The 21,184-nt window shown below is 31.0% G+C and carries 20 protein-coding genes; 8 read left to right on the top strand and 12 right to left on the bottom strand.

What is annotated here, in order from left to right; genetic code table 11:
* Window positions 1-4: 4 nt before the first annotated feature.
* Entirely contained in the window at window positions 5-1,096 is a 1,092-nt protein-coding gene (locus B4A23_RS08275; RefSeq protein ID WP_291118842.1) for an RluA family pseudouridine synthase, read from the top strand.
* A 76-nt stretch (window positions 1,097-1,172) separates the two neighbouring features.
* On the top strand, window positions 1,173-2,405 hold the full coding sequence (locus B4A23_RS08280; RefSeq protein ID WP_291118845.1) for a DEAD/DEAH box helicase: 1,233 nt from the start codon (window positions 1,173-1,175) through the stop codon (window positions 2,403-2,405).
* Window positions 2,406-2,466: 61 nt separating this feature from the next.
* Here B4A23_RS08280 and B4A23_RS08285 read toward each other — a convergent pair whose 3' ends face one another.
* Together B4A23_RS08285 and B4A23_RS08290 are read right to left on the bottom strand one after the other, a co-directional pair.
* The gene (locus B4A23_RS08285) at window positions 2,467-3,627 is read right to left on the bottom strand and encodes a dicarboxylate/amino acid:cation symporter (RefSeq protein WP_291118848.1); all 1,161 of its coding nucleotides are present in this window, start codon (window positions 3,625-3,627) and stop codon (window positions 2,467-2,469) included.
* Between the two features lie 171 nt (window positions 3,628-3,798).
* On the bottom strand, window positions 3,799-4,473 hold the full coding sequence (locus B4A23_RS08290) for a YiiX/YebB-like N1pC/P60 family cysteine hydrolase (RefSeq protein WP_291118851.1): 675 nt from the start codon (window positions 4,471-4,473) through the stop codon (window positions 3,799-3,801).
* Window positions 4,474-4,516: 43 nt separating this feature from the next.
* Between B4A23_RS08290 and B4A23_RS08295 the strand changes: the two genes are divergently transcribed.
* Together B4A23_RS08295 and gcvT are read left to right on the top strand one after the other, a co-directional pair.
* The gene (locus B4A23_RS08295; RefSeq protein WP_291118854.1) at window positions 4,517-4,879 is read left to right on the top strand and encodes a hypothetical protein; all 363 of its coding nucleotides are present in this window, start codon (window positions 4,517-4,519) and stop codon (window positions 4,877-4,879) included.
* A 78-nt stretch (window positions 4,880-4,957) separates the two neighbouring features.
* Window positions 4,958-6,034, top strand: coding sequence for a glycine cleavage system aminomethyltransferase GcvT (gene gcvT / locus B4A23_RS08300; protein WP_291118857.1), 1,077 nt, complete (start codon window positions 4,958-4,960; stop codon window positions 6,032-6,034).
* Window positions 6,035-6,319: 285 nt separating this feature from the next.
* On the opposite strand, the gene B4A23_RS08305 is transcribed toward gcvT, so the two are convergent.
* The 9 genes from B4A23_RS08305 to B4A23_RS08345 form a co-directional block, all read right to left on the bottom strand.
* Window positions 6,320-6,820, bottom strand: a complete 501-nt coding sequence (locus B4A23_RS08305; RefSeq protein WP_291118860.1) for a DinB family protein — start codon at window positions 6,818-6,820, stop codon at window positions 6,320-6,322.
* A gap of 89 nt (window positions 6,821-6,909) precedes the next feature.
* A complete protein-coding gene (locus B4A23_RS08310; protein WP_244957963.1) occupies window positions 6,910-7,350 on the bottom strand; it encodes a hypothetical protein in 441 nt (146 codons plus the stop codon).
* A complete protein-coding gene (gene uvrC, locus B4A23_RS08315) occupies window positions 7,331-9,139 on the bottom strand; it encodes an excinuclease ABC subunit UvrC (RefSeq protein WP_115001572.1) in 1,809 nt (602 codons plus the stop codon). The genes B4A23_RS08310 and uvrC overlap by 20 nt, the downstream gene beginning before the upstream one ends.
* Window positions 9,139-12,249 carry a UvrD-helicase domain-containing protein gene (locus tag B4A23_RS08320; RefSeq protein ID WP_291118864.1) on the bottom strand — a complete coding sequence of 1,037 codons (3,111 nt, stop codon included), beginning with the start codon at window positions 12,247-12,249 and terminating at the stop codon, window positions 9,139-9,141. The genes uvrC and B4A23_RS08320 overlap by 1 nt, the downstream gene beginning before the upstream one ends.
* Window positions 12,250-12,378: 129 nt before the next feature.
* A complete protein-coding gene (locus tag B4A23_RS08325; RefSeq protein ID WP_291118867.1) occupies window positions 12,379-12,993 on the bottom strand; it encodes a porin family protein in 615 nt (204 codons plus the stop codon).
* A gap of 54 nt (window positions 12,994-13,047) precedes the next feature.
* A complete protein-coding gene (locus tag B4A23_RS08330) occupies window positions 13,048-14,676 on the bottom strand; it encodes a M56 family metallopeptidase (protein WP_291118871.1) in 1,629 nt (542 codons plus the stop codon).
* A gap of 84 nt (window positions 14,677-14,760) precedes the next feature.
* Window positions 14,761-15,138: a BlaI/MecI/CopY family transcriptional regulator gene (locus B4A23_RS08335; protein ID WP_038331851.1), complete on the bottom strand. Its 378-nt coding sequence runs from the start codon at window positions 15,136-15,138 to the stop codon at window positions 14,761-14,763.
* 134 nt (window positions 15,139-15,272) lie between these two features.
* Window positions 15,273-15,908, bottom strand: coding sequence for a porin family protein (locus B4A23_RS08340; protein ID WP_291118873.1), 636 nt, complete (start codon window positions 15,906-15,908; stop codon window positions 15,273-15,275).
* Between the two features lie 155 nt (window positions 15,909-16,063).
* On the bottom strand, window positions 16,064-17,314 hold the full coding sequence (locus B4A23_RS08345; RefSeq protein ID WP_291118876.1) for a 3-deoxy-D-manno-octulosonic acid transferase: 1,251 nt from the start codon (window positions 17,312-17,314) through the stop codon (window positions 16,064-16,066).
* A 100-nt stretch (window positions 17,315-17,414) separates the two neighbouring features.
* On the opposite strand from B4A23_RS08345, the gene B4A23_RS08350 reads away from it, so the two are divergent.
* The 3 genes from B4A23_RS08350 to B4A23_RS08360 all read left to right on the top strand — a co-directional run bounded on the left by B4A23_RS08350 (window position 17,415) and on the right by B4A23_RS08360 (window position 20,048).
* On the top strand, window positions 17,415-18,530 hold the full coding sequence (locus B4A23_RS08350; protein ID WP_286500229.1) for a DegT/DnrJ/EryC1/StrS family aminotransferase: 1,116 nt from the start codon (window positions 17,415-17,417) through the stop codon (window positions 18,528-18,530).
* A gap of 96 nt (window positions 18,531-18,626) precedes the next feature.
* Entirely contained in the window at window positions 18,627-19,640 is a 1,014-nt protein-coding gene (gene galE, locus B4A23_RS08355) for a UDP-glucose 4-epimerase GalE (RefSeq protein ID WP_291118880.1), read from the top strand.
* A gap of 3 nt (window positions 19,641-19,643) precedes the next feature.
* Window positions 19,644-20,048, top strand: coding sequence for an NUDIX hydrolase (locus B4A23_RS08360; protein WP_286484845.1), 405 nt, complete (start codon window positions 19,644-19,646; stop codon window positions 20,046-20,048).
* Between the two features lie 55 nt (window positions 20,049-20,103).
* Here B4A23_RS08360 and B4A23_RS08365 read toward each other — a convergent pair whose 3' ends face one another.
* Complete coding sequence (locus tag B4A23_RS08365; RefSeq protein ID WP_291118884.1) at window positions 20,104-20,556, bottom strand: copper resistance protein NlpE; 453 nt, start codon at window positions 20,554-20,556, stop codon at window positions 20,104-20,106.
* 85 nt (window positions 20,557-20,641) lie between these two features.
* On the opposite strand from B4A23_RS08365, the gene B4A23_RS08370 reads away from it, so the two are divergent.
* Complete coding sequence (locus tag B4A23_RS08370; RefSeq protein WP_286484846.1) at window positions 20,642-21,148, top strand: methylated-DNA--[protein]-cysteine S-methyltransferase; 507 nt, start codon at window positions 20,642-20,644, stop codon at window positions 21,146-21,148.
* The last annotated feature ends 36 nt before the right edge of the window (window positions 21,149-21,184 follow it).

Genomic DNA, 21,184 nt, shown 5'->3' on the forward strand with positions numbered 1-21,184 from the left:
ATAAATGACAGAAGATTTAGAAGATTTCTTACAAGAGGAAAACGACAATAAATTATACGAGCATTTTTCAATAACGGTTGACAAAGGTCAATCGTTATTGCGTATAGATAAGTTCTTAATGGTTAGAATTGAGAACGCAACAAGAAATAAAATTCAACAAGCAACCGATAACGGAAACATTTTAGTGAACAATGAATCTGTAAAATCGAATTACAAAGTAAAGCCTGGAGATTTTATTCAGATTATGTTAGAAACTCCTCCACGTGAGAATGAAGTTATAGCAGAAGATATTCCGATCAAAATTATTTACGAAGACGATCAAGTTGTCGTAATTGATAAAGAACCTGGAATGGTTGTGCATCCTGGACATGGAAATTATACAGGAACTTTGGTAAATGCCTTAAAGTTTCATTTTGATAATTTACCATCAATGTCAGATCAAATGGAACGTCCTGGTTTGGTACATCGTATCGATAAAGACACAAGCGGACTTTTGGTTATTGCGAAAACAGAAGTTGCAATGACAAGTTTAGCAGAACAATTTGCAGCTCACACCACAGACCGTTTGTACAATGCATTGGTTTGGGGAGTTTTGGCAGAACAAGAAGGAACAATTACAGGACATATTGGTCGACATTTAAAAGATCGTATGCAAATGGCTGTTTTTCCTGATGGAGATCAAGGTAAACATGCGGTGACACATTATAAAGTAATGGAGAATTTTTCTTACGTTACGTTGGTCGAATGTAAATTAGAAACTGGTCGTACACATCAAATTCGTGCGCATTTCAAACATTTGGGACATCCTTTATTCAATGATGCTCGTTATGGTGGAGATCGCATTTTGAAAGGAACAACATTCAACAAATACAAACAGTTTGTTGACAATTGTTTCGCAGCTTGTCCACGCCAAGCTTTACACGCACGTACATTAGGATTTGATCATCCTACAACAGGAGAACGTATGTATTTCGAATCTCCGATGCCTGCTGATATGATAGATATTTTAGAACGTTGGAGAAATTATTCGGTAAACTCTGTTCATGCAACAGAACCTGATGAAAAAATTGATCGCAACGCAAAAGAAATGGAATAGATTTATTTTTAATTATAAAGCACTTCGACGGAAGTGCTTATCTATTTCTATATAAAAACTTACACGATTTTAATCAATGAATTTTTCAGAATTAAATATAATTGAACCAATTTTAAAAGCAATTGAAGAGGCTGGATATACAGAACCAACTGAAATTCAAGAGCAATCTATCCCTTTAGTTTTAGAAGGAAATGATATTATTGGTTGCGCGCAAACAGGAACAGGAAAAACGGCATCTTTTGCGATTCCTATTCTACAAAACTTAACAAATTCTCCGAGCAAAGGAAGAAAAATTAGAACATTAATTTTAACGCCGACGCGTGAATTAGCCATTCAAATCAACGAAAGTTTCAAACTATATGGTAAAAATTTACCATTGAAACATTTGGCGATTTTTGGAGGTGTTAATCAAAATCCACAAATCGGTGCTATCAAAAATGGTGTTGATATTTTAATTGCAACGCCAGGCCGTTTGTTAGATTTGATTGGACAAGGACATCTAAAAATTAATCAAATCGAGATTTTTGTTTTAGATGAAGCCGATCGTATGTTGGATATGGGGTTTGTTCATGAAATCAAAAAGATTTTAGAAATCATTCCAAAAGAAAGACAATCACTTTTCTTTTCGGCAACAATGCCAAAAAACATTCGAAAATTTTCTCATTCAGTTCTTCGTCGTCCAAAAGAAGTTAGCGTAACACCTGTTTCTTCGACTGCCGAAACGGTTGAGCAATTTGTTTATCATGTAGACAAAGACATGAAAGTAAAACTTTTGGTTAGCATTTTAAATGAGCATCCAGAAGATCGTACTTTGATTTTTACACGAACAAAACACGGCGCAAATCGTTTGGTAAGACACTTGGAAAAAGCAGGAATTCCAGCTGCTGCAATTCATGGTGATAAATCTCAGAATGCTAGACAACGTGCTTTAAATGATTTCAAAGAAGAAAAATTAAAAGTATTAATTGCGACTGATATTGCTGCTCGTGGAATCGATATTGATCAATTACCTTATGTGATCAATTACGAATTACCGAATGTTCCTGAAACCTATGTACACCGAATTGGACGTACTGGTCGTGCGGGACGCGAAGGAAAAGCCATTTCTTTATGTGCTGCTGACGAAAGAGGAGATTTGGCAAATATTGAGAAATTAATTGGTAATTATGTGACAGTGATTAAAACGCCAAAAGAGTTTTATAAATTACCTGACGCGAATAGTAATAATAATTTCAAGAAAAATAATACTGGTTTTAAACCAAAAAAAGATACAAAACCAAAGAATCCTCATCGAGGAAGAAGAAAATAAATTCATAAAAAAAATCACTTCGAAATGAAGTGATTTTTTTTGCTTTATAGATGAGTTGAAATTATTTCTCTTCAGCATATTTATCTACAATCATGCTCAATGCACCATCAGTTGTAATGTTACACGCTGTTCCGAAGCTATCTTGTAATGCGAAAATAGTCAAGATTAAAGCAATTCCAGCTTCATCAAATCCTAAAACATTTGAAATTAATCCTAACGAAGCCACAACTGTTCCTCCCGGAACTCCTGGTGCACCAACAGCAAAAACGCCTAAAAGCAAGACAAAAGTTACCATTGTTCCAACATCTGGAATATGACCGTACAATACTTGCGAAACTGTCATCACAAAGAAAACTTCCGTCAAAACCGAGCCACATAAGTGTGTATTCGAGAAAAATGGAATCGTAAAATTAGAAATCGTAGGTTTAATTACCTTACTATCATTCACCGCTTTTACCGCAACTCCCAAAGACGCCGCCGAAGACATTGTTCCAACTGCCGTTAAATAAACAGGTGGATAATATTTTAAAAGTTTGAATGGATTTGTTTTATGATAAAATCCTGCGATTGTATACATTAATGTCATCCAAATAAAATGACCAACAATAACAATCAAAATTACTTTTAAGAAAACTGGTAATTGCTTTTCAATAGAACCTTCATAACTCAAAACCGCGAAATTCGCAGCAATAAAAAAAGGTAAAATAGGAATCAAAACTTTATTCACCAAAAGAATCACAATATCTTTGAATTGATCAAAAATCTTTTCTAATTCCTTCGCTTTTGTAATCAAAATTCCCATTCCCAACATCAACGAAATAACCAATGCTGTCATCACCGAAAAAATTGGCGGAATATCTAATTGAAATAAGATTTTTGGAACTTCTCGCAACGAATCCACCGAAGTTGGAATGGATAAATTTGGAATAATTTGATAACCTGCAATCATCGAAAACAACCCTGCTCCTATCGAAGATAAATACGCAATTAATAATGAAAAACCTACTATTTTAGCTGAGCCTTCGCTTAATTTCGTAATTGAAGAAACAATAAAACCGATTACAATTAACGGAACCAAAAAGAAGATTAATTGTCCTGTAAAATATTTTAAGGATAAAACAATTTGAATTGTATTTTCATTCAGATAATTTCCTAAAACCAAACCGGCAATCACACCCAAAAGCAATCGAAATAATGTATTGCTCGCAATCTTTTTTAACATTTGACACAAAATTTGCGACAAATATAAACTCTATTAATTTAATAGACTAAATATGTTTTAGAAAATATTTAAATCTCTTTACTAAATTATATGACATTAAAAAAGTACAAAATAAAAAGTATACTGTCATTCTGATTTATATAACAAGCATATTAGTTTTTCAAAATTATTTTAAAGTTTCACCTCTCCAACCTTAATTAATTTCTCAGAATTAGCCAACTGATTTGGATTTGTTCCAGGTTCATCTTGCGGAACTTCTTTTCCTTTTTTACGATAAAAATCTATCCAAAAATTATCAATAATTCCGGTTTCTTTGTTTTTAAAATTCATCGGAATTAGTTCAAAAACGTTATCATCACGAAAGGCTCTTTCCACAAAATCGGAACAATATAATTCGTCATCATTCAAAATATATAACCAATTATAAGGTTTTCCTAGCATTGTTTTAGCTTTTTCAATTGCATGAGGAATCGTAGATTGATATTCATTTTTGAGACGATAAATAACAATTTTATTATTCTTTTCGGTTTGAGAAATGTAAAAATGATGAATTTCCTCTCGTTGTGATCCGCCCATTGGTGCAGCATGTAGAACAAAAATAGAATCAGCCGTTTTTTCGATCAATCCAACATGATCAAAATTGGTTTCGTCATTTATTTTTGTCACTCTATTTATTGCGCCCGAAAGTTCTTCTATTTGCGCACCAACAAAAATCAAATCACCATTTTGAATATTTTGTAATGAAATTGTATGTTTTTCTTTTAATATTTTTGATTTTGTACAACTATTCATTATCAATGTAAATAGGAGTAAAAAGATAGGAAATAAAACGAATATTTTTTTCATTCAGAATGAATTATTACTTTTAATCTACGAATTAACCAAAAAGATGGATTTTAAAAAAATTTTGACCATATCAATTGTCGTTTTATTGATTTTAGTTGGTGTTGCAATTATTATTGGAAGTAACAAAGATCGACGTGTTTTCTTTATTGAAAGCTTCGATAAACCAATTGAAAATGTTATTAATTCTCGTTTGGATACAGATTATTCGTACGAAATTGTAAAAGTAAAAGGTAAAACAAACGATACCATTTTGATTATTCCTTGTGAAGGTTGTCAACCGTTGAAATTATCAGGAAAAATAAACGAAAAGTTTATGAACAAATTTGGTAAAGGAAAATCGGTTATGCGTTTCGAGCCGTATAAAGCGACGGAAGGGGATTTAAAAATTATTCACAAAATTAGATAATCTTCTATTTAAGAAATTTTCCTAACAATTAATTCCTTATTTTTGGGAGAATTATAAACTTATCAAAGCAAACAAACAATGAAAGTAACTGCATTAAACCAAAAGCACAAAGATTTAGGTGCGAAAATGGTTCCTTTTGCTGGATATGAAATGCCAGTGCAATACGCAGGTGTTAACCAAGAACACTTTGCTGTTCGCGAAAAAGTTGGTGTTTTTGACGTTTCTCACATGGGACAATTTTTTGTGAAAGGAGAAAAAGCAACAGACTTATTACAACACTTATTGACGAATGATGTAACGAAAGTTGCCATTGGTCAAGCTCAATATAATGCAATGCCAAACGAAAAAGGAGGAATTGTAGATGATTTAATCATTTATAAAATCTCTGATGATGAATGGATGGCAGTTGTAAATGCATCTAACATCGATAAAGATTGGGAATGGATGAACAAACACAATACGTTTGGTGCAGAATTAACAAACAAATCTGATGAGATGTCTTTGTTAGCTATCCAAGGTCCAAAAGCAATTGAAGCAATGCAAGCGTTGACAGATGTTAATTTGGCTGAAATTCCGTTCTATCATTTCGCAATTGGTACGTTTGCAGGTATGGAAAATGTAATTATTTCTGCAACAGGTTACACTGGTTCTGGAGGTTTCGAGATTTATTTCGCGAATGAACAAGCAAACGAAATGTGGGACAAAGTTATGGAAGCTGGAAAATCTTTCGATATCGAGCCTTGTGGTTTGGCTTCTCGTGATACGTTGCGTTTAGAGAAAGGTTACTGTTTATACGGAAATGATATCAACGATGATACAACTCCATTAGAAGCTGGTTTAGGTTGGGTTACGAAATTAGATACAAACTTTATTTCTTCTGATATTTTGAAAGCTCAAAAAGAAGCTGGAATTGAGAAAAAATTAGTTGGTTTCAAAATGATCGAAAGAGGAATTCCTCGCCACGATTATAAAGTTGTAGATGACAACGAGAATACAATCGGTATTGTAACATCAGGAACGCAGTCTCCAATGTTGAAACAAGGAATTGGTTTAGCATACGTTCATACAGATTTTGCTAAAGTTGGAACAACAATTAGAATTCAGATTCGTGATAAAAATGTATTAGCAGAAGTTGTAAAAACTCCTTTTGTTTAAAACAATATAAAATCAAAATACAAAAAAGCTTTCGAGGATTTCGAAAGCTTTTTTTATGAATTCATATTAATTGATACATTTATTGATGTCTTTTTTAGATAAAATTAATAAAATAGATTATTAACTACGAATATTATAAAATTGTTAATATTTCTTAAAAAAAACACAACTTAGATTTGTTTAAATATGATATATGTAATATTTTTGAGATAACAATATTACTGATCAGTAATACAATTAACACTAATTATGATTTTAAGACCTCTTATTTAAGAGGTCTTTTTTTTATTGAAACTTTTGAGAATCAGCACTTGGTCCATAACTCGAAGGTAAATCTATTCCCAATAAACGATAAAATACCCCTAATTGAGCACGATGATGCGTGATTTGATTTAACGCATGACGAATTGCTTCATATTTTGTAAAATCTGCGAAGACTGCATCACCAGCAACAATTTTCCAATTATTATTCAATTCTTCATCCGTTGCGTTTTTCAGCGCATTTTCACCCACTTCGTAATCATCGTCTAATTTCTTTTGTAAATCTTGCACAGAAGTAAAACTTGTCGGTTTGTAATCTCCTGCAGCAAAATCTAATTTATCAGTTGTTAAGATCAAAGCTGGCCACGCAAATATTTCGACAATATGATTTGTCAACATTGTAATGTCCATACTTTTTTCGTGAGGTTTGTATGTCGTTTTATCCTCAGGAAATCTTGCAATAAATTCTTTGGTAATTTGATACTCGTTTTGCAATTCTTTTGCTAATAATTCTACTATTTTCATGTTGTTTTGATTTGTAGTTAAAAGGTACAAATTTTTGAAATAATTCATAAAAAAAACTGCTTTACTAAATTGTAAAGCAGTTTATATTTTTAAATATCGTCTGTGTATAAATCAATAATTGGACGAGGTTTTTTTCGCTTGATTTGAGTCAGCCAATAGACAAAAATTCCTATTCCATTTCCAAAAATAATAATCGTAATCCAGACCAAGCGATCATCACTTTTTATCAAATTTGGATTCTTTAAAGCGTGTACAATAAAGTATACAAAAGAAATCACGCCAGTGAAAAAACTCATCAATACCAAGAAGATAAAAATGATAAGATTTCCTAATAACGCACTCAATAACGATTTAGAACTTCCTAAATGTCCTAGCTGCGCATCGAGCGTGCTAAACATAGAATAAAAAATTCCAAAATAACTTAACAAGCCAAGTACAAATAAAGTGATAGGAACAATTGCCAAAGTGGCTTGTAGCTTTGGATTGTTCAAAAGAGACGTTAAATCTCTGTCAATTAGTAGATTTTTCATCATTCGAAAAATAATCTTTTATTTTTTTTGCTTTAGATTTTCCTATACAATCGGTTAATTCTAACAAAGATGCATTTTTTATTCGTTCGACCGATTTAAATTTTGTTAATAATTCTTTAATTGTTTGCGGACCGATACCTTCTATTTCTTCCAAAACCGAATTATAAGCGTTTTTACTTCGTCGATTTCGGTGACGTGTAATTCCAAATCGATGCGATTCATCTCGCACATGTTGAAGCACTTTCAAGGTTTCAGAATTTTTGTCCAAATATAACGGATAAGGATCATCTGGATAATAAATTTCTTCTAAACGTTTCGCAATTCCAATCACCGAAACTTTTCCGCGCAATCCTAAACGATCAATCGATTTTAGAGCAGAACTTAATTGCCCTTTTCCACCATCAATCAAAATTAATTGAGGCAAAGATTCTCCTTCAGCCAAAACTCTCGAATATCGTCTTTCAATCACCTCTTCCATCGTCGCAAAATCATTTGGTCCTTCTACGGTTTTAACATTGAAAATGCGATAATCTTTCTTACTTGGTTTTCCGTTTTTGAATACCACACAAGCCGAAACAGGATTCGTTCCTTGAATATTAGAGTTATCAAAACCTTCTATATGTCGAGGTTCTGCAGGCAAACGTAAATCAACTTTCATTTGATTCATGATACGATTTGTATGACGATCAGGATCGACGATTTTGGTTTGTTTGAGCTGTTCTAAACGATAAATTCGTGTATTTTTTAACGATAAATCTACAATATGTTTTTTATCGCCAATTTTTGGAACTGTAATTTTTCTGAACGGAATTTCTAAACTCAATTCGAACGGGACATAAATTTCTTTCGAAGTTAAATTAAATCGATCCGAAAAATCAATAATTGCGCGCTCCAATAAATCTTCATCCGTTTCATCCAATTTCTTTTTCCATTCCTCTGTATGCGACTGTATGATTGCTCCGTGATAAATTTTCATAAAATTGACATACGCATATTCTTCGTCCGACGTAATCGAAAAAACATCAACATTTGTAATCGTAGGCGAAACAATTGTAGAACGAGATTGATAATTCTGTAACGCCTCGATTTTTTCTTTAATCATTTGCGCTTTTTCAAACTTCAATTCAGCAGCATATTTTGTCATTTGGTTAACCAAATATTGCTTTGCTTCGTTAAATTCTCCTTTGATAATATTACGAATTGCCGAAATTTGCTCGTTATATTCTTCCTCGGTTTGATAAGCTTCACAAGGTCCAAGACAATTACCAATATGGTATTCCAAGCAAACTTTGAATTTATGATTTTCGATATTTTTTTCACTCAAATCATATGAACACGTTCTTAGTTGATACAATTCTTTGATCAATCCTAACAAAACTTTCATCGCTTTTCCGTTAGAATATGGCCCAAAATATTCCGAACCATCTTTGATGACATTTCTAGTCGAAAAAATACGTGGAAATCGTTCATTTTTGATGCAAATCCAAGGGTAGGTTTTGTCATCTCTTAACAGAATATTGTATCGTGGCTGATGCTCTTTAATCAAATTATTTTCTAACAACAACGCATCATATTCAGAATTTACGTTAATGGTTTCGATGTTATCAATATTGCTCACCAAAACACGCAAACGTTTCGAATCGTGTTGTTTATTGAAATACGAATTCACGCGACGCTTCAAGTTTTTCGCTTTACCAATGTATAACAAATCTCCTTTTTTGTTATAATACTGATAAACACCGGGCGTTTCAGGTAAACTCGCTAATTTTAATTTTACATTTTCATTCATCAAAATACCTCTACAACATTTATTTTTTGCTGTTCATCATCAATATAAATCAGGATTTTGGTCTGAATATTATAACCTAAATTTCTAAAAAAATCGGCGTATCTATTCACTTGAAAATGATGATCTAAATCTGGCTGACCAGTTTTATAATCGATAATCGAACAATTATTTTCTGCATCAATTACCACACGATCAGCTCTTAAAATTTGTCCATTTTCATCAATAAAATCGCGTTCATTCAAAACCGTTAAACCTTCAGCAAAATATGGAACTAATTTAGCATCTTGTAATAAATTTTGCAAGGTTTTTTGCAGATGTTCTACATTTTCGGCAGAAATTGTACCACGTTGTTTTTCACTTTCAATGATTTTTGGCAAATCATTTTGTGTAACAATTTGTGATAAAATGTTATGAACTGTATTTCCAAATTCTGTGAATTTCAACTTTTCTTGCGCTTTTTCTGAATTGGTATTAATTACTAAACGTGTATTCCAATCCGAAGAATAAATTTTTAACTCAGCCGAAGAATTTTCTATGATTTTTGGAGTTGAAATTCGTTCAGAAGAACCTTTCAAAATAACTTCATCCTCAGAAAAACCTTTACTAAAAACAAATTCGTGTAAATAATTTGCAATATTTTTAGATTTCGAAGACTCTTTTGGTTTTAGTGCAATCATATACAGTTGCTCTTTTGCACGAGTTGTTGCAACATAAAGCGTATTAATTTCATCCAATTGAACCAAATTCTCTTCTTCGTCAATCTTCGATTTTATCGCCTCATTTTTGATTGATTTTAATTCATTATTAATTCCAACATAAAATGTTTCAAACGGATTTTCTTCATCTTTTTGTAAAGGAATCCAAATTTTAGAATTCTTACTTTGCCAATCTAAAAACGGCAAAATTACAACTGGAAACTCCAATCCTTTCGATTTGTGAATCGTCATAATTTGAATCGCATCGACACCTTTTGGTGTTTTGATACTCGCTTTATCTTTGATTGTCGACCAAAACTCAAGAAATGAATTCAGATCAGATTCATTTTTTGATGAATATTCTAAAATAACATCCAAAAAGCTCAAAATATAAGCGGGCGAACGTTCTTGTAAATGTAAAGTTCGAATCGCTTTTTCTGTAAAATCATACAACGAAAGGTTTTGATCTTGAATAAAATCTAAATCAATTCCAATTGATTTGGTTAATTTTAAAAACTTTGGTAAATCTCCTTTTAATGCTTTTTCGACAGTGATTGTTAAATCATCTGTTTTGAATAATTCTAATTCATAAGCCACCATCAAAAAACGAATTTTCGATTGTTCATCTTGTGGATTTGAAGTGATTTTGAATAAATATTCAATCAATTGAATTTCGAATGAATTTTTTAACAACAAAGCTTCATTGGAAATCACAACCAAATTATTTTCGGTCAAATATTTTGCTAACAAAATCCCTTGCGCATTACTACGAACCAAAATCGCAATATCATTTAATGAGAAACCATTTGCTCGACAATCTTCAATTGTTTTTAGAACCAATTCTAAATTTTGTTCTTTAAATAAATCTTTCGAACGACCTTCTTGCTCAATAAAATCTATTTTGACAAAACCATCTTTTTGATGATTAGTTAATTGTTTATTTCCGATTTCGTACAAATATTGAAAACTCGGCAAATTGAGTTGTGGCGCGATAAACGAATACAATTCATTGTTAAATTGAATAATATTTTCGTGGCTACGCCAGTTTTTTTCTAACTCTTCAACTTTAATATTTTCTTCCTCTTTTCGATCAATTAAATCAATCATTTGCGCAGGATTTCCACCTCGCCAGCGATAAATAGACTGTTTTGCATCGCCAACCAACATAATCGTGTCAGATTGCGCGCGTGCATTTTCGACCAACGGATTTAGATTATTCCACTGCAATGTCGATGTATCCTGAAATTCATCAATAAAATAATGATTGTAGCGCGAGCCAATTCGCTCATAAATAAAATTGGCAGGTTGTTGTTGCAGATTTTTACTGATGATGGTATTGAATTCATTAATCAATAAAACATTTGAATCTTTTTTGATCGAATCCAATGATTTTTCAACTTCATTAATCAACGAAATCGAGGATATATTTTTTTGAATTGAGGTTAACAAAAGTAAGTGATCATTGATATTCGCAGCTTTTTCGAACAAATCTTTCACTTGAAGAAAAATAGATTCTGCTGTTGCATCTTTCACTTTCGAAAGATAACCACCTTCCAAAATATCTTTTGTATTCGCATCTGTTGGTAAAATCAAACCAAAACCATCAAAGTTTTTTAATTTCTGGAAAAAAGCAGCAATTCCACGACTTTTTCCTGGTAATTCATTTACCGAAATTCCATTGTTTGCAAGCAATTCGAAAAACTCATTTCCGATTGTAATCAAACCATCTTTCAAAGTTTTTATATCATCAAAAATGACTTTTCGATAACGAATAAATTCGTCTAACGAAATGTTTTTTAATTTTTCTAAATCTTGTAAATGGCGATCATTAGAAATGTCCGAAGTGTCTGAAGAAAGCGTTTTTCGAATATCCCACGATTTATTTTCGTCCATATTATCCAACGCAATTTTGATCATTGTTTGCGTTAGTTTTTCGTCTTCCCCAATTTTTGAATACAATAAATCAACGGATTCATTAATGATTTCATTTGTATTCATTTCGACATCAAAATTCATGGATAAACCTAAATCTTGCGCAAAAGATTTCATCAATCGAAGATTAAATTTATCAATCGTAGAAATCGAAAATTTAGAATAATTATGAAGAATTGCAATCAGAATATTGTATGCTTTTGTCTTAATGATTTCAGGCTTCAAATTCAGCTCCGAAGCTAATTCTAGAATATATTGATCTTCTTTTGGATTAGGATTTTTTGCAATTTCTTCTAAAGTTTCGATAATACGTTCCTTCATTTCGCCAGCCGCTTTATTGGTAAACGTAATGGCTAAAATATGCTCGAAATGATAATCGCTTTCATTGGTTAATAACAACGAAAGAAATTCCTTCACCAAGGTGTAAGTTTTACCTGCTCCAGCGGAAGCATTGTAAATTTTGAAATCGCCTGCTTGTAACAAATTCTGAATTTTTAGGAAAGTTAAACAATCTTCTCAAAAATAGAAAATCAGAATGCCAAAACATGACGTACTAAAAAAGGAAACCCGAACGAGTTTCCTTATTTTTATAAATATGTTATAAAAGAATGATTAGAATGAATATCCTAAACCAACAGAAAATACAGAATTTTTGATATCTCCTCCGTTTTCATCAGAGATATTTGAAAGCCCAAAATTGTAACGAGCTCCTGCATTAAGACCATTTGAAAACTCATATCCTAATCCAATGTTTAATCCGAAATCTATAGATTTTAAGTAATCTTTCATATCTACATCTTCATCAATTTTTTGTCCTAGCGCAGTAGTTTTTACATTTAATTTATAACTTACTAAAAAGCCTACTTGCGGACCAGCTTCAATATTAAAACCTTGTGTAGGATAAAATTTAAACATTAAGGGAACATTAATATAATCTAATTTATACTTTACGTCAGCATTTACGTTACCAATTTGTTCATTAACATAAATTTCTCCAGATTCTTTAGCTCCTTGTGTAGAATATAACAATTCAGGTTGAAACGCAAATTTCTCAGCAAATTTAATATTAGCATAACCTCCAATATGAAAACCTACTTTTGCATCAGCATTTTGGTTATCTCCAGATAAATTTGATACATTAAGACCTGCTTTAGCTCCAAATTTAGTTTGAGCATTTGTATTAATAGCGAAAGCTAATAATGGAATAAAAAATAAACATTTTTTCATATAAGTAAAATTTTAAAGTTTGAGTAAATATATAACAATAATGTAAAAAAGGTACTAATTTTTATTCTTTTTACGCTCTTCTTTTTGTAGTATTTCGATTTCTTTTATTTGCTTTTTAGTATTTTGCTCATCAAGCTTCAACTCTGTTAGCTTTTTATCTAATTGTTTAGATAATGATTCATTAGATTCCGTAAATTTATAATCTACTGAATATCCATTCCTTGGAAGAATCGTAATATTCATATCATCACTATTTCTATTATCAACTTTTAAACTTGTAATTGTTTTAGGAGATTTGGATAAATCAAATTCACCATTTTTATTATTTGTAATATAAACCTTATCAATTTCAGAACTAATAATTTTGTGCTCAACACCATTTTTATCTGTATAAATAGAGTAACCATTTTTCAACGTAATATTATTTTTTACTGTTGGCATTTTAGCTGTTTTTACTTTTTTATTGATATTCGGAATGTCTTTTTCAGAATTGAAAATTTTGATGATACTTGAATCTTTTTTGATAATTTCTATCAAACCTTCATTACTTCTTACAAAAACCTTGTCTATATCTTTTGGATCAATTTTTTGCAAAATTTTTCCGTCCGTTCCATATAAAATCGTTGGAGTCAACTCTTTTTTCAAGACAATATCTTTTATTTTGATAGAATCATTCAGAATAATATCTCCAGCATCATTCAAGATAATTTTGTTTTGTGCATTACTTTTCAAAATCGTTTTTAACTCATCTTTCGTAATCACTTTTTCTATTGGAGTTGTTGTTTTAGCTTGATCTGTTTTGAGAAGCGAATCTCTTAAAGTAGTTGCTTGATCAAGTAGAATTTCGGCTTGCGATTGAACAGGTTTTTCCAACGCTTGTTCCACTTTTTGAGCTTTTTTCTCAACTTCTTGCGCGAACGATTTTTGGCTAAAAAGTACAAAAGCACTCAATATAAAAGGTAAAGAAGCAAAAGACAGAATTTTTACTTTTCGTTTTGATGTATTTTTTGTCATCATAAGTAGGCGTTTTTTAGTTAGAATAAAATTGAAATTACTTGCCATCATAGATGGATTTTGCGTTGCAATACAATCCAAAATTTGATGTTGGTAAGTTTTTAAATCTGAGTTTCTTTTCAATACATATTCATCTGCCAAAAACTCGTGATTTAGTTTGATTGATTTTTTATAGAAATAAATAAACGGATTGAACCAAAAAAGAATTTGAAAAATTTCAATCAACAAAATGTCCAAACTATGTTTCTGAATACAATGCGCTTTTTCGTGATCAATTAAATTTTGATGTAAACTTTTTAGTTGCTTTTTCGGAATAAAAATATATTTCCAAAAACTATACGGTTGATTCGAATCTAAATCAAGAATATATGTAATTTCTTGATCTTTGATTTTTTCCTCAGTTTTAATTTTGAACATCAATTCGTACAAATTGTAGATAAATCTTACAAGAAATATTACACCAACAAAAATGTAAATAACATTCAAAATATCACCAAAATTGATTCCTTTTTCTTGTTGCAACAATTCAGGATTTTGCATTAGAAAAGCCAATAATTCGGGCGAAATATTTGTTTCTGTCGCTGTGATAGGTAAATCAATTTTGTACAAAGGCGCGATTAACGAAAATATCAACGAAAACAACAGATAAAATCGATTGATTTTATACATGCTTTCACGTTCCAAAAAAAGTTTATAAAACGAATATAAAAATCCGGAACAAAGAATAAATTTTATAAAAAACGCAACCATAGGCTATTTCTTTTTACGGTCTATTTCATTGTCAATTATGTCACGTAATTTTTCTAATTCTTCGACCGACATATTGTTCGATTTAGCAAAAAATGAAGCAAATTGTGTTGCCGAATTATTAAAAAAGTTGGAAATCATTCCTTTTACTTCTTTCGAAAAATAATCATCTTTTTTTACCAAAGCATAATATCGACGCGAGTTTCCCATTTGCTCGTAATCAATATAACCTTTGTCGTGCATCCTCTTTAATAAGGTAGAAATTGTAGTATTCGCAGGTTTTGGATCGTCATAAGAATCGATAATATCTTTCGCAAAAACTTGTTTTCCGCTCCAGATAACTTCCATCACTTCCTCTTCTCTTCTTGATAATTTAACTTTCATATCTACAACTGTATTTTTACTACTACAAATATAGAATTTAATTTAACATGACAAAGTTTTTTTAGAATTATTTAACGATAAAGCACAAAAAAAGGAGCAAAAAAGCTCCTTCCTATATTTAAATTCGAAATGAATTACATTTCAGCTAATTTATATGCTACACCAACGCTAAAGTAAGTATTTGTCAATTTAAAGTTATTATCAATTCCTGTTGGATAATAATCATTAATGTTTGATAATCCTTTTGTAAAACGAGCATTAATTTCTAATTCATCAGTAATTTTGTATGCAGCTCCGAAGTTTAAACCAAAATCAAATGTTTTGAAATTGTCTGTAGCTTTTATTTTAGTATCTGTTTTTCCTTCTTCAGTTTTCATTTTAGCAGAAACTAAAAATCCTAATTGCGGACCAAACTCAACATTTAAACCATCCATAATTTCATAACGTCCCATTAAAGGAATATTAATATTATGTGTTACAAATTTAGCTTTTGAATTGTCATTTGTTTTTAATCCAGCTCCTTGTTTAGAATACAGAAGTTCTGGTTGAAAACTAATTTGATCCGTTATTTTGTAGTGTGCATAACCACCAACATAAAAGTCTGTTCTTAATTTAGTCCCTAAACCATTTCCTTGGCTATCAGAGTAAATTTTTCTAGAATCACCAGATAAAGTTGGAAAGTTAAGACCTCCTTTTACTCCTAAATCAATTTGCGCGTTTGCTGCACTTAATCCACCAAAAAGTGCTATTCCTAAGATTAGTTTTTTCATTTTTTTTATTACTTAAGTCTGAGTTATAATATTTAATTCAAAAGTAAAGTTTTATTCATACTGAAGATTGATTTACACTTAAAAAAAATCAATAATGCTTTTTTGATTCACAATTTCTGTGCCTTTTTTGTTAAAAATTGATAAAATTTTAAGATTTACAAAATATCATTTAAATATTCTAAAATAATTTTAGTCGCATTTGGTGAATTTTGAACAAAATCTCCAACTTTTTTTCCACTTTCTTTTCGGAAATTTTCATCATTCATCAAACGATTCATAATTGTATCAAATTCATGTTGATTAGCTATAGAAAATCCTCCGCCAACTTCTATCAAATCCACAGCTTCCTGAAATTTCTTGTATTTAGGACCAAAAACGACAGGATTTCCAAATGTTACAGCTTCTAACGTGTTATGAATTCCTGCACCAAAACCTCCGCCAATATAGGTAATATCTGCATAAAAATAGACTTTTGATAAAATACCAATTGTGTTGAGAATAAATATTTTCGAATCGATTAAATCTTGTTGCGAAGTTTTTTCTAAATCTGAAAATTTAACTGCTTTTTGATTGATTTTACTTAGAAACGAATTGATTTCAGTATCATTCAAATTATGTGGCGCAAAAACAATTTTCCAATCATCAGTTAATTTTTGATTGATTAAATTCACAAATAATTCTTCATCTTTTGGCCAAGAACTTCCAACCACAATTAATTTCGAATTTTGTTTAAAATCATTCATAAAATCCAATTGATTATCTTGATGAATAATTTGTTTGACACGATCAAATCGCGTATCTCCCGCAATTGTATTTTGTGTGATATTGATAAAATCTAATAAATCTTTTGACTTTTGATTTTGAACAAAGAAATGATTTATCAAACTTAATTTTTTCGCAAACCAATTTTTTCCATCTTTCTTGAAAAAGTTTTGACTTTCTCTAAAAATAGATGAAACTACAATTGTTGGAATGTTTTGCTGATGTAATTCTGTAATCAAATTGAACCAATATTCGTATTTCACTAAAATCAAAATCTCTGGATGAAGCACTTTTATCAGCTTTTCTGCATTCGATTTTGTGTCCAAAGGCAAATAAAAAATAACATCTGCGCCTTGATAATTTTTTCTAATTTCATAACCAGAAGGCGAAAAGAATGAAACCGCAATTTTATGGGTTGGATATTTTTCTTTCAACGCTTCGATAACAGGTCGACCTTGCTCAAACTCGCCTAAAGATGAACAATGTACCCACAAAACTTTATCGGTTTCTGAAATTTTAGAAGCTATTTTTTCTTCCCAATTTTTTCTTCCATCTACCCAAAGTTTTGCCTTTTCATTAAAATTCGAAGCCAATTTTAGCGCCATTCCGTACGCCTTAATTGATGTGTTATAAAATCCTTGCACAATGTTGCAAAGTTAAAAATTTAGAATGAGCTTTTTTTGTACATTTGTTGTAATAATAACGACTTTTTAAAGTTGTAGATTTTGAAAGATTCATTAAGTTATGAAAAAAATACAAATGGTTGACTTACAAAGTCAATATCAAAAAATAAAAGGAGACGTTGATGCAGCAATTTTGAATGTTTTGGATTCGGCTGCTTTTATTAATGGACCAGAAGTAAAACAATTCGAAACTGAATTGCAAGATTACTTAAATGTAAAACACGTAATTCCTTGTGGAAACGGAACTGATGCGTTGCAAATTGCTTTGATGGCCTTAGGTTTAGAGCCAGGTGACGAGGTAATTACGGCAGATTTTACATTTGCTGCAACAGTAGAAGTTGTTGATTTATTGAAATTAAATTCGATTTTAGTTGACGTTGATTATGATACTTTTACAATTGATACAGAAAAATTGAAAGCGGCAATCACGCCAAAAACAAAAGCAATTATTCCAGTTCATTTATTTGGTCAATGTGCGAATATGGACGAGATTATGGCAATTGCAAAAGAACATAACTTATATGTTGTAGAAGATACTGCACAAGCTATTGGAGCGGATTACAAAGGTCGAAAAGCTGGAACAATTGGTCATATTGGTTGTACATCTTTCTTCCCTTCAAAAAACTTAGGTTGTTATGGTGATGGTGGAGCAATTTTTACAAATGATGATGATATTGCACATCGTCTACGTGGAATTGTAAATCACGGAATGTACAAACGTTACTACCACGATGAAGTTGGTGTTAACTCTCGTTTGGATTCTGTTCAAGCAGCAGTTTTACGTCGTAAATTACCTTTCTTAAATGATTATAACGCTGCTCGTAACAAAGCTGCGGCTTATTATACAGATGCTTTTAAAGATATTGATGCATTATTAACGCCTGTAAAAGGAGAAGACACAACTCACGTATTCCATCAGTATACGTTACGTGTAACAAATGGAAAACGTAATGAATTACAAGCGTTTTTAACTGAGAAAGAAATTCCTGCGATGATTTATTATCCTGTTCCATTACGCAAACAAAAAGCGTATGATAACGGGCATTATAATGATGCAGATTTCCCAAATACAAACAAATTGGTAGAAGAAGTAATGTCTTTACCAATGCACACAGAGTTAGATGAGGAGCAATTGGCTTACATCACTTCAGCTGTTCGCGAATTTTTTGGAAAATAATTTATCCTAAAAATAATACGAAAAAGCTTCTGATTTGTTTCAGAAGCTTTTTTATTTTCCTAAATTTGATTTCACTATAAAAACTAAATATTAAAAATGAGTAAAATATTAGTAACTGGAGGTTTGGGTTATATTGGCTCGCACACAGTTGTAGCTTTACAAAATGCAGGTTATGAAGTTGTGATTATAGACGATTTATCGAACACAGAAATTGGTGTGTTGAATAAAATTACTTCTATTACTGGAACAAAACCAACTTATTTTGAGATTGATTTAAAAGATCAAGAAAAAGTAAACGAATTTTTCAAAACAAATAAAATAGATGGAATTATCAACTTCGCAGCGCATAAAGCAGTTGGAGAATCTGTTGAAAAACCGTTAATGTATTACCGTAATAATCTTTTAGGTTTGATTAATCTTTTGGATGCAATGAAAGATTTTGATGCTGATAATATTATTTTCAGTTCGTCTTGTACAGTTTACGGACAAGCGGATAAAATGCCTATTGATGAGCAAACTCCACTGAAAAAACCTGAATCTCCTTATGGAAAAACGAAACAAATGGGAGAGGAAATTTTAGAAGATTTCTCAGCAGCATTTGATAAAAATGTGATTTGTTTACGTTATTTCAATCCAGTTGGTGCGCATCCGACAGCTAAAATTGGAGAATTACCAAAAGGAATTCCAAATAATCTAATTCCTTATGTTACACAAACTGCGGCTGGAATCAGAGAAGCATTATCGGTTTGGGGAGATGATTATCCGACGCGTGATGGAACGGCAATTCGTGATTATATCGATGTAAATGATTTGGCTGATGCACACGTAAAAGCAGTAACTCGTTTGATCGAAAATAAAAATAAAGCAAAGCTAGAATTCTTTAATCTTGGAACAGGAACAGGATCTACGGTTTTAGAAGTTGTTCACGCATTTGAAGATGCCAATGATTTGAAATTAAAATACGAAATCAAAGAGCGTCGTGCAGGTGATATTATCGAAGCTTATGCAAATAATTCTTTAGCAGAAAAAGAATTAGGTTGGAAACCTGAAACAAAATTGTCAGAAAGTATGCGTACTGCTTGGGAATGGCAAAAAAGTTTAGAAAAATAAAAGATGATTCAATTACCAACAGCGGGTTTATTAGTTATTAAAAATAATAAACTTCTTTTGACGTTTAGTAAAAATAAAAAAGCGTGGTATTTACCAGGTGGAAAAATTGATAAAGGTGAAAATTCTGAAACAGCTTTGGTAAGAGAAATAAAAGAAGAATTGAGTTTAGATTTGGTAAAAGAAGACCTCAATTTTTATTGTCATATTACGGCTGAAGCGTATGGAGAACAGAATCTTTTGATGGAACAAGATTGTTTTTTGTACGATTTGAACGAAGAAATAAAACCAACAAACGAAATTGAAGCTTACAACTATTTTACTTTTGAAGAATATTTACAAGAGGAAATTCAAGTAATTGGTGTAATCAAAGTTTTTGAAAAATTGACAAAAGATCATTTATTGAACTAAAAATAATTTCAAAAATAAAAGGCAATCCATAATCGAGATTGCCTTTTATTTTTTATTATTTATTTTTTTTCAAGATGTATTTATCTTTCAAATTTCCTGTGATTTCTTTTCCTTGTTGATCCAAAACTTTCAATCTATTTTCTTCAACTTTCAACACTAACGGACTTACATTCGAATTTAAATGTAAAACATTTCCAGAAGCATCCCATTTATAAAATCCTTCGTCTTGGTAAACCGTTTCTTTTCCTAAATATTCTTGTTCAATAAAAAAGTTACCATCTTTTTTCAATTCAACAATATATTTTATTCCCTCACAATCGGCGCAAGGTAAAGTTCCTTCATATTTTCCAGCCCAATCCAACGAATTCATAGAATTGTGTTCTTTTTTTACAGCTTCTGTAATTTCTTTAGAAGAATCTGTATTTTTTTGTTCTTGTTGAACACCTTTTGATTGGCAAGAGAATATAATGAAAGATGCGAAAATACTCGCGAAAATAGATTTTTTCATAAATTAATTTTATGATATTTTTAACAACAAATTTGATACCAAATTACGACTATATTTTTCTAACTTTCAACTAAAATTTTATAAAATGTTTCGCTCAAAAAAAATACAAACACCTCTTGGAGAAATGCTTGCAATAAAGTCGGAAAAAGGACTTTGTATGTTAGAGTTTTTTGATGGAAAATCAACCGAAAAACAACTCAAAGAAATAGAAAACTTGGGTGAAATTTTGGAAAAAGATGATGATATTTTGAATCGTCTAGAAAATGAATTGAACGATTATTTTAAAGGAAATTTAAAAGAATTTACCATTCCACTTGATTTGATTGGAACAGATTTCCAGAAAAAAGTTTGGAACGAATTAATCAAAATTCCATTTGGAGAAACAAGATCATACAAAGAACAATCGATAGCTGTTGGAGATTTATTAGCGATAAGAGCAGTTGCAAATGCGAACGGAAAAAACAAAATTGCAATCGTAGTGCCTTGTCATCGCGTAATTGGCTCAGATGGTTCGTTAACTGGATATGCAGGCGGAAAGAAACGTAAACAATTTTTGTTGGAATTAGAGTCGCAACAATTAAACTTATTTTAATATGAAAGACCGCTTAATTGCTGTCTTTCATATTGA

It is taken from the genome of Empedobacter sp. UBA7248 (assembly GCF_002472945.1).
In the GTDB taxonomy this organism is placed as follows: Bacteria; Bacteroidota; Bacteroidia; order Flavobacteriales; family Weeksellaceae; genus Empedobacter; species Empedobacter falsenii_C.

Bases quoted from the DNA above. Each gene is read 5' to 3' on its own strand.
- B4A23_RS08275 (WP_291118842.1), top strand. From the start codon at position 5: ATGACAGAAGATTTAGAAGATTTCTTACAAGAGGAAAACGACAATAAA.
- B4A23_RS08280 (WP_291118845.1), top strand. From the start codon at position 1,173: ATGAATTTTTCAGAATTAAATATAATTGAACCAATTTTAAAAGCAATT.
- B4A23_RS08285 (WP_291118848.1), bottom strand. From the start codon at position 3,627: ATGTTAAAAAAGATTGCGAGCAATACATTATTTCGATTGCTTTTGGGT.
- B4A23_RS08290 (WP_291118851.1), bottom strand. From the start codon at position 4,473: ATGAAAAAAATATTCGTTTTATTTCCTATCTTTTTACTCCTATTTACA.
- B4A23_RS08295 (WP_291118854.1), top strand. From the start codon at position 4,517: ATGGATTTTAAAAAAATTTTGACCATATCAATTGTCGTTTTATTGATT.
- gcvT (WP_291118857.1), top strand. From the start codon at position 4,958: ATGAAAGTAACTGCATTAAACCAAAAGCACAAAGATTTAGGTGCGAAA.
- B4A23_RS08305 (WP_291118860.1), bottom strand. From the start codon at position 6,820: ATGAAAATAGTAGAATTATTAGCAAAAGAATTGCAAAACGAGTATCAA.
- B4A23_RS08310 (WP_244957963.1), bottom strand. From the start codon at position 7,350: ATGAAAAATCTACTAATTGACAGAGATTTAACGTCTCTTTTGAACAAT.
- uvrC (WP_115001572.1), bottom strand. From the start codon at position 9,139: ATGAATGAAAATGTAAAATTAAAATTAGCGAGTTTACCTGAAACGCCC.
- B4A23_RS08325 (WP_291118867.1), bottom strand. From the start codon at position 12,993: ATGAAAAAATGTTTATTTTTTATTCCATTATTAGCTTTCGCTATTAAT.
- B4A23_RS08330 (WP_291118871.1), bottom strand. From the start codon at position 14,676: ATGTATAAAATCAATCGATTTTATCTGTTGTTTTCGTTGATATTTTCG.
- B4A23_RS08335 (WP_038331851.1), bottom strand. From the start codon at position 15,138: ATGAAAGTTAAATTATCAAGAAGAGAAGAGGAAGTGATGGAAGTTATC.
- B4A23_RS08340 (WP_291118873.1), bottom strand. From the start codon at position 15,908: ATGAAAAAACTAATCTTAGGAATAGCACTTTTTGGTGGATTAAGTGCA.
- B4A23_RS08350 (WP_286500229.1), top strand. From the start codon at position 17,415: ATGAAAAAAATACAAATGGTTGACTTACAAAGTCAATATCAAAAAATA.
- galE (WP_291118880.1), top strand. From the start codon at position 18,627: ATGAGTAAAATATTAGTAACTGGAGGTTTGGGTTATATTGGCTCGCAC.
- B4A23_RS08360 (WP_286484845.1), top strand. From the start codon at position 19,644: ATGATTCAATTACCAACAGCGGGTTTATTAGTTATTAAAAATAATAAA.
- B4A23_RS08365 (WP_291118884.1), bottom strand. From the start codon at position 20,556: ATGAAAAAATCTATTTTCGCGAGTATTTTCGCATCTTTCATTATATTC.
- B4A23_RS08370 (WP_286484846.1), top strand. From the start codon at position 20,642: ATGTTTCGCTCAAAAAAAATACAAACACCTCTTGGAGAAATGCTTGCA.